The organism is Rhodococcus indonesiensis (assembly GCF_047782815.1).
GTDB classification, from domain to species: Bacteria; Actinomycetota; Actinomycetes; order Mycobacteriales; family Mycobacteriaceae; genus Rhodococcus; species Rhodococcus indonesiensis.
The window spans coordinates 5,243,140-5,258,462 of record NZ_CP180630.1; the positions used below are offsets into that span (position 1 = coordinate 5,243,140).

The 15,323-nt window shown below is 69.6% G+C and carries 14 protein-coding genes; 13 read left to right on the forward strand and 1 reads right to left on the reverse strand.

What is annotated here, in order from left to right; genetic code table 11:
• The first annotated feature begins 7 nt into the window (after positions 1-7).
• The 8 genes from ACM26Y_RS24140 (at position 8) to ACM26Y_RS24175 (ending at position 7,023) form a co-directional block, all read left to right on the forward strand.
• Positions 8-178 carry a hypothetical protein gene (locus ACM26Y_RS24140; protein ID WP_191902546.1) on the forward strand — a complete coding sequence of 57 codons (171 nt, stop codon included), beginning with the start codon at positions 8-10 and terminating at the stop codon, positions 176-178.
• Between the two features lie 32 nt (positions 179-210).
• The gene (locus ACM26Y_RS24145) at positions 211-732 is read left to right on the forward strand and encodes a DUF1992 domain-containing protein (protein WP_416062159.1); all 522 of its coding nucleotides are present in this window, start codon (positions 211-213) and stop codon (positions 730-732) included.
• A gap of 233 nt (positions 733-965) precedes the next feature.
• Complete coding sequence (locus ACM26Y_RS24150; RefSeq protein ID WP_416062160.1) at positions 966-1,874, forward strand: polyphosphate polymerase domain-containing protein; 909 nt, start codon at positions 966-968, stop codon at positions 1,872-1,874.
• A 42-nt stretch (positions 1,875-1,916) separates the two neighbouring features.
• A complete protein-coding gene (locus tag ACM26Y_RS24155) occupies positions 1,917-2,594 on the forward strand; it encodes a DUF4956 domain-containing protein (RefSeq protein WP_017680137.1) in 678 nt (225 codons plus the stop codon).
• 95 nt (positions 2,595-2,689) lie between these two features.
• Positions 2,690-4,135, forward strand: coding sequence for a CotH kinase family protein (locus ACM26Y_RS24160; protein ID WP_416062161.1), 1,446 nt, complete (start codon positions 2,690-2,692; stop codon positions 4,133-4,135).
• 267 nt (positions 4,136-4,402) lie between these two features.
• The gene (locus ACM26Y_RS24165) at positions 4,403-4,984 is read left to right on the forward strand and encodes an AAA family ATPase (RefSeq protein ID WP_416062162.1); all 582 of its coding nucleotides are present in this window, start codon (positions 4,403-4,405) and stop codon (positions 4,982-4,984) included.
• 99 nt (positions 4,985-5,083) lie between these two features.
• Entirely contained in the window at positions 5,084-5,749 is a 666-nt protein-coding gene (locus ACM26Y_RS24170) for a GAP family protein (RefSeq protein ID WP_017680141.1), read from the forward strand.
• A gap of 98 nt (positions 5,750-5,847) precedes the next feature.
• Positions 5,848-7,023 carry an ATP-binding protein gene (locus ACM26Y_RS24175; protein WP_416062163.1) on the forward strand — a complete coding sequence of 392 codons (1,176 nt, stop codon included), beginning with the start codon at positions 5,848-5,850 and terminating at the stop codon, positions 7,021-7,023.
• 5 nt (positions 7,024-7,028) lie between these two features.
• Here ACM26Y_RS24175 and ACM26Y_RS24180 read toward each other — a convergent pair whose 3' ends face one another.
• Entirely contained in the window at positions 7,029-8,213 is a 1,185-nt protein-coding gene (locus ACM26Y_RS24180; RefSeq protein WP_017680143.1) for an ROK family protein, read from the reverse strand.
• A gap of 168 nt (positions 8,214-8,381) precedes the next feature.
• On the opposite strand from ACM26Y_RS24180, the gene zwf reads away from it, so the two are divergent.
• From zwf to ACM26Y_RS24205, 5 genes are all read left to right on the forward strand, one after another.
• Entirely contained in the window at positions 8,382-9,845 is a 1,464-nt protein-coding gene (gene zwf, locus ACM26Y_RS24185) for a glucose-6-phosphate dehydrogenase (protein ID WP_416062164.1), read from the forward strand.
• Positions 9,842-11,668 carry a phosphogluconate dehydratase gene (gene edd, locus ACM26Y_RS24190; RefSeq protein WP_003938707.1) on the forward strand — a complete coding sequence of 609 codons (1,827 nt, stop codon included), beginning with the start codon at positions 9,842-9,844 and terminating at the stop codon, positions 11,666-11,668. Before zwf ends, edd begins: the two co-directional genes overlap by 4 nt.
• Positions 11,669-11,679: 11 nt before the next feature.
• A complete protein-coding gene (eda, locus tag ACM26Y_RS24195) occupies positions 11,680-12,303 on the forward strand; it encodes a bifunctional 4-hydroxy-2-oxoglutarate aldolase/2-dehydro-3-deoxy-phosphogluconate aldolase (RefSeq protein WP_003938706.1) in 624 nt (207 codons plus the stop codon).
• 180 nt (positions 12,304-12,483) lie between these two features.
• Positions 12,484-13,650 carry an ROK family transcriptional regulator gene (locus ACM26Y_RS24200; RefSeq protein WP_416062165.1) on the forward strand — a complete coding sequence of 389 codons (1,167 nt, stop codon included), beginning with the start codon at positions 12,484-12,486 and terminating at the stop codon, positions 13,648-13,650.
• A 213-nt stretch (positions 13,651-13,863) separates the two neighbouring features.
• A complete protein-coding gene (locus ACM26Y_RS24205) occupies positions 13,864-15,306 on the forward strand; it encodes a sugar porter family MFS transporter (RefSeq protein ID WP_416062166.1) in 1,443 nt (480 codons plus the stop codon).
• Positions 15,307-15,323 lie beyond the last annotated feature (17 nt).

The window sequence follows — 15,323 nt, forward strand, 5'->3', positions numbered from 1 at the left end:
GGGTGGCATGCAGACATCCCACAGCCACCACTGGACCGAGGTCTCCCGCCACCCGACGAGCGAAGGCATCGTGCGATACCAGCGCTGCGCGTGCGGCCGCTGGCGCCTGCTCTCGACGCTCTCAGTCCCCGACCCGATCGGCGTGTCCGCAACGGTCCCGGTGACCCGCCGAGCGTGAAACCCGGCGCCTCGCGGAGGACAATCGCCTCCATGACCGAGCGCAAGCGGCCGGACATCACCTTCGAGTCGTGGATCGAACGCCAGATCCGCGTCGCGCAGGAGCGGGGCGACTTCGACAACCTGCGCGGAGCGGGCAAGCCGATTCCGCACCGCAGCGACGACGAGCTGTGGTGGGTCAAGGACTACCTGCGCCGGGAAGGACTCTCGACCGAGGCCCTGTTGCCACCGCCGCTGCAGCTGCGCAAGGAGGTCGAGCGGCTGCGCGACACCGTGCGCGACGTGCCCACCGAGACGGCGGTGCGGCAGATCGTCCGGGAGCTGAACCGGCGAATCGTGGACTGCCTGCGCGCACCGAGCGGTCCCCTGGTTCCCATCCACCGAGTCGACCCGGAGGAGGTGGTCCGGCAGTGGGCCACAGATCGGGCGGAGCTGCGGTCGCAACGGGCCGAGCGGGCTGCGGCGGCGGCCGCAGCGCTGCGTGAGTACACCGCCGAGCCGCCGCGTCGACGCTGGTGGCACCGCATCCTGGGGATCCAGCCCGCCGGAACCTGACGACGCGCGGGACAGCCTTCTTCGGAGCCGCACAGCCGCGCACTTCGCAGCCGTACGCGACAGCGATCGTCGGTGCGTATGTCGATTCGTGTCGCGGGTACGAGTCCCGATCCCGACACGTTGCCAGCAGACTGCCAGGAACGTCCCAAGATCCCTCGAGCGTCACCGGCTGTACTGGTCCCGTTCGCATCGCGTTCCCCGCAGCGCAGTTCGCCGACGAGAGGCCGGGTTCCATGACAGTGTTCGACCGATTCCGCACGTCCACCCCGCAGGACATGCCCCCGACCGACGCCGTTCCCACCGCACCGACGGGCTACCGGCAGACCGCCGGTAGCCTGCATGCCTTCAACCGCTACGAGATCAAGTACTTCGTCGACGAACTGAAGGTTCCCGACCTGCGCCGGGAACTCGCGGCACGGATGGACACCGATCCGTATTCACCCCACGGCGGGTACCCAGTCACCTCGCTCTACTACGACACGCCGGACCTGCGGTTCTACTGGGAGAAGATCGAGGGCCTGAGATTCCGGCGAAAACTGCGGATGCGTCTGTACGGCAACCCTTCCGAATGCACCGACGACACGCCGGTGCACATCGAGGTCAAGCAGCGCGTCAACCGGGTCACCCAGAAGCGGCGCATCGCGATGCCGTACGGGACGGCGCAGCGCTGGCTCGACGGACGGCAGGAGATCGGCTGTGATCCCCCGCAGCGTCCGTTCGTCCACGAGGTGACGACGTTGATCGGCAACCTCGACCTGCGACCGATCGTGACCACGGGATATCTGCGGGAGGCGTTCGTCGGCCGCGAGGCCGACCTCGGCCTCCGAGTGACGATCGACCACAAGGTGCACGGCCGCGACCGCGATTTCGGCTTCGCGTCGGGAGCGCAGAACCGGTTCGTCGTGCCGCCGAAACTCGCGATCGTCGAACTCAAGGCCAACGAGCGCGTTCCGTACTGGGCGACCGATCTCACTGCCCGCATGGACATGTCGGTCGTCCGCGTCTCGAAGTACTGCCAGTCCGTCGAGGCGTTCGGTCTCGCGCCCCGTTCCCGGTTCGGCGCTCCCGGACTCGTTCTGCCGCAAGGCTTCGACGGCCGTGTGCCGACCGGCCTCCTCGAGACCACGACGACGGTGCCCTGACCTGCCGCCCTGTTCCCGTCCCTACACCGAACCAGGACTCTCATGAATTTCGACCTGCAAGACCTCAGCGGGACGTTCACCACGTTCGACATCATCGTGTCGCTGTCACTGTCGTTCGTCCTCGCCTCGATCATCGGCTGGGTCTACCGGCACACCCACAAGAACGTCTCCTACAGCCAGTCCTACGTGCAGACCCTGGTACTGGTCGGCATGGTGATCGCGCTGATCATGCTGGTCGTCGGCTCCAACATCGCCCGCGCGTTCGCACTCGTCGGCGCCCTGTCGGTGGTTCGGTTCCGCAACGCCATCAAGGAAACTCGCGATGTGGGCTTCATCTTCCTGGTGATGGCCGTCGGCATGACCACCGGCACCCGCTTCTACCTGCTGGCGATCGCCGCGACGATCGCGATCTGCCTGGTGCTGCTGATCATGAGCAAGTTCAACTGGTTCGAGCTCGACGTCCGGCGCCAGGTCGTCAAGGTGCAGGTACCGCCGGAGCAGCAGTACAGCGCGATGGTCGAAGACGTGCTCGTCCGGTACTGCACCGAGTTCGAGCTGGTCTCCACCGAATCCGTCCGCTCCGGGGCGCTGACCGAGTTGTACTACACCGCGCAGCTGAAGAAGGACGCGAAGCCGAACGACCTGATCTCGGCCCTGAGCGCGGTCAACACCGGTCAGCGGGTGACGGTCCTGACCGGCTACGACCAGACGGACATCTGATGGGCGGGACGCCGACCGGCGGACAGCCGCCACCGCGACGACGGCTCCGGCACCGGATCCCGGTGTCGTTACGACAGCACTGGAAACTTCTGGCGGTGTTCGTCGCGTTCGTGACGATCCTGGCGACCGTGTTCGGGGCGACCCGCATCCGGCCGTACCTCACCGGCGACCCGACGATCATCGCCTCGGAGATCACCGACAACATCACCGGCACGGTGGACCTGTTCGACGCCTCTGTTCCGCACGAACTCTCGGTCGAGATCACCGACGCGGAGTACGACGAGATGATCACCGCTTTCCAGAGCACCGGCGAGAAGAAGTGGGTCACCGCCGACGTCACCCTCGACGGCACGCTGATCACCGACGTCTCGGTACGATTGAAGGGCAACTCCACCCTGATGGGATTGCGCGGCACCGATACTCGCGTCGGCGGTCAGGGCGTCGCACCACCGGCGGGGCTGGAGCTGCCCGAAGGATTCGAGCCGCCGGCCACGGGCGGCATGTCGCAGGCGACCGCGGACGATCCGACGTCGCTGCCGCTGCTCGTCAGCTTCGACGAGAACGCCGACGGCCGCGCCTACCAGGGCATGACCGAGATCTCGGTGCGCCCCGGTTCGCCCGTGCTCAACGAGGCGATGGCCCTGTCGCTGACCGCGGAGACCGAGCAGCCGACACAGCGTTACGCGTACACGGTCTATTCGGTCAACGGCAGCGCCACCACCACGCGCCTGCTGCTCGAACATCCCGACGACACCTATGCGAACTCCCTGTTCGACTCCGACGGCTATCTGTACAAGGCGGATGCGTCGTCGCGGTTCGAGTATGTCGGCGACGACCAGTCGGACTACGCCGACCAGTTCGAGCAGATCAACGCGGTCGGGACGGGGAACCTGCAGCCGATCGTCCGCTTCCTGGAATGGCTGGATTCGGCGGGCGACGAGGAGTTCGATGCACACCTGTCGGAGTGGGTGGACGTGGACTCGTTCGCGCGGTACGTCGCCACACAGAATCTGCTCGTCAACGGCGACGACATGAGCGGGCCGGGCCAGAACTACTACCTCTGGTACGACCTCGGGACGGGCAGGCTCTCCGTCGTGTCGTGGGACCTGAACCTGGCCATGCAAGGTGATGCCACGACCGGCCCGCACGACACCGTCTCGATGGGCCCCGGAGCGAGGGGCGGCGCCGGGCAGGACGGCCGCGGTACCCCACCCGCCGGCGTCGGCGCGGTGGCTCAGCCGCGCGCGATGCCCTCGGACGCAGCCGCGCCCCCGGGAGATGGCCGGATGCAGTCCGGCAATGCGCTGAAGACACGGTTTCTCGGATCCGATGCCTTCACCGGCGTCTACGAGGACGCCTACCGGGAACTGTACGACCAGATGTACGGCAGCGGACGCGCTCTCGAGATACTCGACACCCTGGTCGCGACCGTTCCGGTGAGCGACGGGCTCCCGGCCGATTCCCTGCGATCGAGTGCAGACTCGATGCGGTCCTGGATCGAGCAGCGCACCGCTGCGCTCGCGGAGCTGCGTGACAGTTGAGCTGCGTGACTGCTGAGCTGCGTGACTGCTGAGCTGCGTGAGTGGGGACCGGCCGAGGCATGAGAGGCGGGCCGCGCGGTGCGGCCCGGTTTCACAGCCGGACCTCAGGAAGGTCTCAGCGACGGCCCAGTCCGTGCCGGCATTCTGGAGACGGCAGAATCGATCGCGAACCTGTTCGCGGGGAAAGGAATCGTCATAGCCGCTTCAGCTCCGACGGTCTCCCGCCTGGCACATCCGTCCGGGCGCGACACCGGTGCCGTCTTCCTGATGGTCGGTGGCATTCCCGGAGCGGGTAAGAGCACCCTGCTTCGCCGGATCGAGCACGACATCCCGGGTCTGACCGTTCTCGATCCCGAACGCCGTGCCGAAGGCCTCGCCGCCGCGCTTCCGCCGGACCTGCCGTATCGCCGGTATCGGCCACTCGTCCATCTCATGCACACCCTCGACGTGGTGCGCACTCTGCTGGCCGGACCGCACCGGAGCGAAGGGCCTGTGGCCGTTCACGACACCGCCACACGCAGCCGCCGACGCGACTGGACGGCTCGCCTGGCGCGGCGGCGAGGCTGGACGCCGGTGCTCGTCTTCCTCGACGTACCCCGCGATGTCGCGCAAGCCGGGCAGCACGCTCGCGGGCGCGTTGTGAACGAGTCGTCGTTCGCGCGGCACTGGCATCGATGGACCGTTCTGCGATCGCACCTCACCGACGAGGACGACGCCACGGCCGGGAGCCCGTGGGACCAGGTCGTCGTCACCACCCGCGACAATGCGAAGAGCCGAGTGTTCGACGTGCTGACACAGGACGAAACGGTCCCCTGCGGGCTCGGCGGCGGATCTCCGGTACCGCAGTGACATCGACACCCCGGTGACCGGTGTCTCCGACGCCCCGACCGGGGCGTACCGGACTACTCTTCGTCGGAGATCGATGATCGGCGATCCGAGGGGTGGCTCATGGCAGGTGCGATCGGGCAGTCCCTGCCGATTGCGGTCGGCCTGCTGCTGGCGGCGATGCCGATGGTGATGCTGTCGGTGCTCTTGGTCACCAAGCGGCCGCTGCGCGTCTCCTACGCCTTCGTCGGCGGCTGGTTCGCGGGTCTGCTCGTGGTAGGCGCCGTGGTCATCGCGGTGGCGGATGTGATCATGCTGTCCGACGAGCCCACCTGGTGGGCCGCTGCTGCGAAACTCGTGCTGGGAGTCGTGCTGGTCCTCCTGGCCGTCCGGAAGTGGTACTCGCGGCCGCAGCCGGGCGAGGAATCCACCGTGCCCGGATGGATGGCGGCCGCGCAGACCATGACCGCTCGACGGGCACTGGCTCTCGGATTTCTGCTTGCAGCGGCGAATCCGAAGAACCTCGCCCTGGTCGCAGCCGGCGCAGTGGTCATCGCGGACGCGACTGCGCGCGTGCACGAACAGATCGTGGCGCTGATCGTCTTCGCGGTCGTAGCCAGTCTGGGGGTGGCTGCCCCGCCCGTGGTGCGCGGCGTGTTCGCCGACCGTGCCGACCGGGCGCTCGCGGTCACCGACGAGTGGATGACCCGCCACCACACGGTGATCATGGCGGCAGTACTTCTGATCCTCGGCCTGATCCTGATCGGCAACGGGATCGCCGGGCTGTGAATCGGACGGCGGAGAAGCGCGGCCGACGAATCTATCGGTAGTTATGGTCGACTATGGAAATCTTCAGATAAGTCGCCATAAGTCTCTATACTCGGCTCGTGGACCTCGAGCTCAATCCGTTCAAGCCCGGCTCCGGCCTGCGGCCGCCGGCGCTCGAGGGGCGTGACGAGCAGATCGGGGCGTTCGAACTCCTCGTCGCCCGCAGCAAGCGGCAGATCTACGACCGCGGACTTATTCTGTCGGGTCTGCGGGGGGTCGGGAAGACGACCCTGCTCAACGCTCTCGTCGAGCACGCCGACCGGCAGGGGTGGCTGACGATCGCCCTCGAGGCGCGACCCAGCGAGGCCGGCACCAGCGCGGTCCGCGCCAAGCTCTCCCAGGAGCTGACCGTCGGACTGCGCCGTTACAGCCGCAAGCACCGGATCCAGCATGCGATCGACCCGCTCATCGACCTCGCCCGGGGTTTCTCGCTCGGTCTCGGCCTCGGACCGGCCACCGCGAGCTTCTCCCTCGACCAGCGTCCGGCGGCGACCGGGGACATCGACCTCGACCTCGAGGAACTCGTCGAGGCGATCACCGCCGAACTCCGGCCGAGATCCAGTGCCTTCGGATTGTTCGTCGACGAGATGCAGGACCTCGACTCCGACCTGCTGTCGGCGTTGCTCGCCGTCCAGCACCGGGCGAGCCAGCGGGAATGGCCGTTCTTCCTCGTCGGCGCCGGACTGCCCAATCTTCCCGCGGTCCTGGCCGGCAACCGCTCGTACGCGGAGCGTCAGTTCCTCTACAGCACCATCGGCCCCCTCTCGCCGGTCGCCGCCGCCGACGCCCTGCGGATCCCGGTGCACCGCCAGGGCGGGGACTTCACCGACGACGCCCTCGCCGTGCTCGTCCAGGCCAGCGGAGGCTATCCTTACTTCCTCCAGGAGTTCGGGAAGGCAATCTGGAACATCGCTCCGCACAGCCCCTTCCAGCTCGAGGATGCCGAGCTCGCCGTCGAGGTGGGCCGCCGTCACCTCGACGAGGGATTCTTCCCGTCGCGCTGGAACCGGGCCACCGACCGTGAGCGCCGGTATCTCACCGCACTCGCCGCGGCCGGCGAGGAGGCACCCCGGTCCGGAAAGGTCGCCCAGCTGATGGGCTCGACGGCCACCGGTGTCAGCGACGTCCGCAACTCGGCCATCCGCAAGGGCCTGATCTGGGCGCCGGAGCACGGTCGCATCGCCTTCACCGTCCCGGGTATGGCCGACTTCATCCGCCGCCAGCCGGCGGAGTAACCGGGTCACCGGCCCCGCTCGGCCACCATCCGGTCCACGGCGCGCACGCTGAGTACCTGGTCCAGCGCCATGGAGGCGCAGCCGATCATCCCGGAGCGATCGCCGTGCGACCACGGCAGGATCTGCAGGGCACGGGTGGCGACGGACACCGCATCGCGATAGAGGGTCTCGCGCAGTCCGGCGACAAACACGTCGTAGGCCTCGGCCATGTCGCCGCCGACGACGAGCACCGCCGGGTCGAGGAGGTTGACGGCGCCGGCGATGACCTCGCCGATCCGCCGGCCGCTGTCGCGAATCATGCGGCGCGCCTCCGCATCTCCGCCGACGGCGAGGGCCACGACGTCGCGGATGTGGGTCACGTCCCGGCCCTGCTCCTGCAGGTCACGGACCAGCGCCCAGCCCCCGGCGATCGCCTCGACGCAGCCGACGTCGCCGCAGCGGCACAGGACGCCCTGCGCCGCAGCGGTCTTGGTGTGCCCGATCTCGCCGGCCGCGCCCACCGCGCCGCGCTGCAGCACCCCGCCCGACACGATGCCCGCCCCGAGGCCCGTGGATGCCTTGATGAGGAGCATATCGTCGAACTGCCTTCGCTCGCCCAGCCTTTCGGCGAGAACCATGACGTTCGCGTCGTTGTCGACGAACACCGGTGCGTCGCCGAGGTCCGCCAGGAACGGCTGCAACTCGACACCGTCCCAGCCGGCCATCATCGGCGAATCCAGGCTGCAGCCGCGGACCGTGTCCACGGTGCCCGGCAGGCTCACCCCGATACCGACGGTGCGGGGGGCGCCGGGACCGAGCGCGTCACGCAGGTCGGCGAGGTGCGCGGCCACCTTCGGCATCAGCTCACCCGGGCTCGCCCCGATCTCCTGCTCGAGGTCCTCGGTGCGGAGCAGTTCCCCGGCGAGATCGCAGACGGCGAGCTGGGTGCGGCTGCGGCCGATCGCGACGACGAGCACGATGCCCGCCCCCGCCCCGAAGGTGAGGGTGAGGGGCGGGCGCCCCCCGGTCGAGGGCCCCTCCTCCGTTTCGACGACGAGGCCGAGGTCCTGGAGCGCCGCGACCCGGGCCGCGACGGCGGTGCGGGAGAGCCCGGTGTGGTGCCCGATCTCGCTTCGGGTGGTCGCGGCGCCGGCACGGACGAGGGCGAAAACCTCGCCCGCTGTGGCGGGCGCGCTGGAGGATCGGCTCATATCGCCATTGAACCAAGGAAACGCACTCGAGAGCGCCTGGCGCCGCGGCAGGACGCCGCACCCCGGCGAACTTTGTTCTTAGAAATGCGTAAGTTTGTTGTTTCAGTGCGGAAGATGCTCTACGGTTGCGAGTGACAGCCCTCACCCCCTCATTCGGGAGGACAAGCCATGTCACCCGCCGCCCCCTGTACCGTCGTCGTCTTCGGCGGCACCGGCGATCTCGCCGTCCGTAAGCTCCTGCCCGCCCTCTACCTGCGCGATCGGGACGGCCAGCTGCCACCCGGCAGCCGGATCGTCGGCGCCGCACGCGCCGGCCTCGACACCGACGGCTACCGCGACAAGATTCGCGGCGAGCTCGCGCGCTTCGTGCCCGCTCCCCTGCTGGACGTCGGCACTCTCACCCGGTTCCTGGACCGCCTCGACTACGTGAGCCTCGACTTCGCAGGCGGGGACGACTGGTCCGCCCTGCACGACGTCCTGACCCCGGACTCCGTGCGCGTGTTCTACCTCGCCTGTGCTCCTTCGCTGTTCGGGCCGATCTCCCATCACCTCGCCCGGCACGGACTCGTCGAACCGACCTCGCGGGTGGTGCTCGAGAAGCCCATCGGCCGCGACCTCGCCTCCGCCCGCGCGATCAACGACGCGGTCGGCGAGGTGTTCGACGAGTCGCAGATCTTCCGCATCGACCACTACCTCGGCAAGGAGAGCGTCCAGAACCTGCTGGTCACCCGGTTCGCCAACACCCTGCTCGAGCCGCTGTGGAACTCGACGTGGATCGACCACGTCCAGATCACCGTCTCCGAATCCCTCGGCGTGGGCACCCGCGGCGGCTACTACGACACCTCCGGCGCGCTGCGCGACATGCTGCAGAACCACCTGCTGCAGGTGTTGTGCCTGGTGGCGATGGAACCGCCGACGATCGTCGACCGCGAAACGGTGCGCGACGAGAAACTGAAGGTGCTGCAGGCACTGCGGCCGATGACGGCCGACGACGTCGAAAGATTCACGGTGACCGGCCAGTACGGCCCGGGACTCGTCGACGGCGGTGCCGTGCCCGGGTATCGCGACGAGGTGGAGAACCCGGACAGCCGCACCGAGACCTTCGTCGCGGTGCGCGCGGAGGTGCGCAACTGGCGCTGGGCCGGCGTGCCGTTCTACCTTCGCACCGGTAAGCGCCTCGAGAAGCGCAGCTCCGAGATCGTGGTGCAGTTCAAGGACGTTCCGCACCCGATGTTCCCCCGCGCCGAAGGCGCCACCGAACCCAATCGCCTGGTGATCCGGCTGCAGCCCGACGAGGGCATCTGCCTGCACATGACCGCCAAGGAACCCGGACCCGGCGGGATCCGCCTGCGCCCGGTGTCCCTGGATCTGAACTACGTCGACGCGTTCGACCGGCCCTCCCCCGACGCGTACGAGCGGCTGCTGATGGACGTGGTGCGGGGCGACCCGACCCTGTTCATGCGGCGCGACGAGGTCGAGACCGCATGGGCGTGGGTCGAACCGATCCTGCAGACCTGGGACCGCACCGGCCGGATGCCGCGCCGCTACCCGGCGGGGACGTCCGGCCCCACCGACGCGACCACCCTCATCGAGCGCGACGGACGCGCCTGGTACGAAGGAACTTCCGTATGAGCCATCCCGTTCTGGACCGGGTCACCGACCGCATCGTCCGGCGCAGCCGGGCCGAGCGCGCCGCCTACCTCGAGCGGCTGCGCGCCGCCGCCGACAAGGGGCCGGCCCGCGGACGTCTCGCGTGCGCCAACCTGGCCCACGGATTCGCCGCCGCCGAACCTGCCGACAAGTCCGCGCTGCGCGGGCTGGTGAAGCCGAACATCGCGATCGTCTCCTCCTACAACGACATGCTCTCCGCGCACCGGCCTTTCGAGGACTACCCGGCACGGCTGAAGGCCGCGGTCCTCGAGGCCGGGGGCATCGCGCAGTTCGCCGGTGGCGTCCCGGCCATGTGCGACGGCATCACCCAGGGCCGCGACGGCATGCAGCTGTCGCTGTTCAGCCGCGACGTCATCGCGATGTCCACCGCAATCGCGTTGTCGCACGACATGTTCGACGGCGCCCTCATGCTCGGCGTCTGCGACAAGATCGTCCCCGGCATGCTGATCGGCGCGCTCGGCTTCGGGCACCTGCCTACGGTGTTCGTCCCGGCCGGGCCGATGACGTCGGGGCTGCCCAACGGCGAGAAGGCCCGGGTGCGGCAACTCTACGCGGAGGGCCGCGCCGGACGTGAAGACCTGCTCGAGGCCGAGGCCGCGTCCTACCACGGCGCCGGCACCTGCACGTTCTTCGGCACCGCCAACTCCAATCAGCTGCTGATGGAGGTGATGGGCCTGCACCTGCCGGGCGCGAGCTTCGTCAACCCCGGCACCGAACTGCGGGACGCGCTCACCGCCGAGGCCGCGCGCCGCGTCACCGGCCTGACCGCCCTCGGCTCCGACTTCACCCCGGTCGGTGAGGTCGTCGACGAGCGGGCCGTCGTCAACGGCTGCGTCGCACTCCTCGCGACCGGCGGGTCCACCAACCACACGATGCACCTGGTAGCGATCGCCCGGGCCGCCGGCATCACTCTCACGTGGCGCGACCTGGCGGACCTGTCGGCCGTCGTGCCGCTGCTCGCCCGGATCTACCCCAACGGTGCGGCCGACGTGAACCACTTCCACGCCGCCGGCGGGCTCGGTGTCGTGGTCTCGGAGCTGCTCTCGGCAGGCCTGCTGCACGACGACGTCACCACCGTCGCCGGGCCCGGTCTGCACCGGTACACGCAGGAGCCGCGGCTGCGGGACGGAAAGCTGCGGTGGGCGGCCGGGCCGTCCGCGAGCCTGGACCGCACCGTGCTGCGCGACGTCGCGGGGCCGTTCGCCGTCGACGGCGGGCTCAAGGTGCTCGACGGCAACCTCGGCGAGGCCGTGCTCAAGGTGTCCGCGGTCGCCCCCGAGCACCACGTCGTCACCGCCCCGGCCCGGGTGTTCGACGACCAGGCGGACTTCCTCACGGCGTTCGAAGCCGGCGAACTCGACCGCGACGTCGTGGCCGTGCTGCGCTACCAGGGCCCGCGCGCGAACGGGATGCCCGAGTTGCACAAGCTCACCCCCGCGCTGGGGGTGCTGCAGGACCGCGGGCGCCGGGTCGCGCTGGTGACCGACGGCCGGATGTCGGGTGCGTCCGGCAAGGTGCCCGCCGCCATCCACGTCACGCCCGAGGCCGCGGCCGGGGGTCCGCTCGCCCGCGTCCGCGACGACGACCTGATCACCGTCGACGCCGTCGCCGGCTCGCTGCGCGTGCACCTGTCCGACGCCACACTCGCCGATCGCGTGGCGACCGGCCACGCCCCCACCGACGACGCCTGGACCGGCACGGGCCGGGAGCTGTTCGCGGGCCTGCGGGCGACCGTGGGCCCGGCCACCCACGGCGCCAGCGTCTTTCGACCCGAATTCGTGTGAAGGAGTCCCCGATGAGCCTGCTGGACGTGACCCCTGTCGTGCCCGTCGTCGTGATCGACGATGCCGCGGACGCAGTCCCGATCGCCCGTGCCCTCGCCGACGGTGGCGTGCCGATGATCGAGCTGACCCTGCGCACCCCGTGCGCCCTCGAGGCGATCGAGCGGATCGCCGCCGAGGTCCCCGACATCACCGTCGGTGCCGGCACGATCGTCGAACCCGGACAGGCCGCGCAGGCAGCGGCGGCCGGTGCGCGCTTCCTGGTGTCACCGGGCGCGACGGAATCGCTGCTGAAAGCCATGACCGACACCGGACTGCCGCACCTGCCGGGAGCGGCGACCGTCTCGGAGGTGCTGGTGCTCCTCGAACGCGGCTACCGCGAGATGAAGTTCTTCCCCGCGGAGGCCGCGGGCGGCACCCGGTTCCTCGCGTCCGTCCATTCCCCCGTGCCTGCGGCCCGGTTCTGCCCCACCGGCGGAATCTCGGTCGCGACGGCCCCCGACTACCTCGCACTGCCCAATGTGGGTTGTGTGGGGGGCTCGTGGCTCACCCCCGCCGATGCGGTGCAGACCCGGGACTGGGCCCGGATCACCCGCCTCGCGCAGGTGACCGCGAGACTGCGCCAGGCCGAGGCGTAGGCGGACCGGGCTCGCCTCCGCCTCGCTCGGATGCGGCGGGGGCGAGTCCTCGACGTCGCCGCATCCGCAGGCTCGATCGTCGTACGCGACCGTCGCGACGCGTGCGGACGACCGCGCAGGTCGCGGATGGTCCCGGCCGTCCGGAGCGAACGGACGGTCGCGGGCCGGTACCCTGAGCGGATGCGTGAGGACACCGAACATCCCGGCTCGCAGTCGTCGCTGCGTTCGGCCAATCAGCAACGGGTGGTTCGGGTTCTGCAGTCGGGCGGGGAGCTCACCCAGGCGGAGATCGCCCGGCGCACCGGTCTGGCCCCGGCGACGGTGTCGAATCTGGTTCGGGAACTGACCACCGGCGGGCTGGTGGAGGTGGCCGCGGCGGAGCGTCCGGGCCAGCGGGGACGGGCCGTCAAGCTCACCCGGTCGGCGGGCCTGGCCGTCGGAATCGACTTCGGGCACCGGCATCTCACCGTCGCCGTCGCCGACCTGTCGCACGAGATCCTCGCCGAGAAGCGGGTCGAGCTGGCGACCGGGCACCGCGCCGAGGACGGAATAGAAAGAGCCGGAGCACTTCTCGACGACGCTCTCGTCGAACTCGGGTGTGGCCGCGACGCTGTGGCGGCCGTCGGCATGGGACTGCCCGCACCGGTCGAGTCCGCCACGCACCGTATCGGCGGGCCGTCCATCCTGCCGGGCTGGGTCGGCGTCGACCCGGCCGCCCTGGCCGCCGACCGGCTCGCGCTTCCCGTCCATGTCGACAACGACGCCAACCTCGGCGCACTGGCCGAACACATCTGGGGCGCCGGGCGCGGCATGGACGACCTGGCCTACATCAAGCTGTCCGACGGCGTCGGCGCCGGACTGGTCCTGGACGGGCGGCTCTACCGTGGCCGCGCCGGCACGGCCGGGGAGATCGGCCACACGTCCCTCGACGAGTTCGGCCAGGTGTGCCGGTGCGGCAACCGCGGCTGCCTCGAGACGATGGTGGCCTCGCATGTGGTGATCGGGCTGCTCGAGCCGAGCCGGGGACCCGGCCTGACGATCGCGGACGTGGTGGCACTCGCCGAGGCCGGCGACGCCGGGTGCGCCCGGGTGCTCGCGGACACCGGCCGTCACGTCGGGGTCGCGGCGGCGGGCCTGTGCAACCTGCTCAATCCGCAGCTGATCCTGATCGGCGGCGAACTCGCCCTGGCGGGAGAGTTGCTGCTCGAGCCGCTGCGCCGCGCGATCGAGCGGTATGCGGTGCCCAGCGCCGCGCGCACCGTGCAGGTGCGCACCGCGGCCCTCGGGGCCCGCGCCCAGGTGCTCGGGGCGGTCGCCCTGGGCCTGCGGGCGGCCAACCCGCACTGATGATCGACTCCGACGATTTCTTCTCGCTCCAGGTCGCTATTTAAGTTCACATTCGAACATAGAAGATCATCGAGAAGGATTTGTTCGTTCACTTCTTGACGACAGAGCCGTCTTCGCCCTACTGTGGTCCAGCACACAGTTCGCGTGACCGCCGCCACTCGCCTCCCGGAACGGGACCGCCGCGGCCGGTTCCCGCCGCCTACGAGGAGTCCCATGAGCAACCACGTCGCGCTCCCGACCGTCCCCGACACCGGGCCGGACACCGCCGGCGCCGCGGTGCCGGTCCGCATCGCCGTCATCGCCGCGCTCGGCGGCCTGTTGTTCGGCTTCGACAGCGCCGTCATCAACGGCGCCGTCTCGGCCATCGAATCCCGGTTCGCCGTCTCGTCCGCCGTCCTCGGTTTCGCCGTCGCCTCGGCCCTGCTCGGCGCGGCCGGCGGCGCCGTCCTCGCCGGTCGCATCGCGGACCGCTACGGCCGCCTCACCACGATGCAGGTCGCCGCCGCGATGTTCCTGGTCAGCGCGTTCGGCACCGGATTCGCCTTCAACGTCGAAACTCTCGTCCTGTTCCGGATCGTCGGCGGCGTCGGCGTCGGACTCGCCTCCGTCATCGCCCCCGCCTACATCGCCGAGATTTCCCCCGCCCGGGTACGCGGCCGCCTCGGATCGCTGCAGCAACTCGCGATCGTCGTCGGCATCTTCTCCGCCCTGCTCGTCGACTATGCACTCGCCGCTCTCGCCGGCGGCTCCCGCGAGGAACTGTGGTTCGGGCTCGAGGCGTGGCGCTGGATGTTCCTGTCCATGGCCGTCCCCGCCCTCGTGTACGGATTCCTGACCCTCACCATCCCGGAATCGCCGCGCTATCTCGTCGCGAAGGGCCGCATCGGCGAGGCCCGCGGCATCCTCGGCATGCTGCTCGGCGAGCAGGGCATCGACCTGCGCATCGAATCGATCCGCGCCACCCTCGGCCACGAGCACACCCCGTCGCTGCGCGACCTGCGAGGACCCGCGCTGGGCCTGCTGCCCATCGTGTGGATCGGCATCGGACTGTCGGTGTTCCAGCAGTTCGTCGGTATCAACGTGATCTTCTACTACTCCAGCATCCTCTGGCAGGCAGTGGGATTCGATGAGAGCAGCTCCCTCGTCATCACCGTCGTCACCTCGGTCGTCAACATCGCCACCACCCTCGTGGCCATCGCATTCGTCGACCGCGTCGGACGCCGGCCCCTGCTGATCATCGGCTCGGCGGGCATGGCCGTCACCCTCGCCACGATGGCCGTCGTCTTCGCCACCGCCTCGACCACCGTCGTCGACGGTGTGACCACCCCGCACCTGACCGGACTGCAGGGACCGATCGCGCTGATCGCCGCGAACCTGTTCGTCGTCGCCTTCGGCATGTCGTGGGGACCGGTCGTGTGGGTCCTGCTCGGCGAGGCCTTCCCCAACCGGATCCGCGCGGCGGCACTGTCGCTCGCCGCCGGCGCGCAGTGGGCGGCCAACTGGGTCATCACCGTCTCCTTCCCCGCCATGAAGGAACTGTCGCTGGGGATGTCGTACGGCTTCTACGCCGTGTGCGCGGTGCTGTCGCTGCTGTTCGTCCTGCGCTGGGTGAAAGAGACCAAGGGCCGCGAGCTCGAGGACATGGACGTCGCCTGAACCCGTCCGGCAACTGA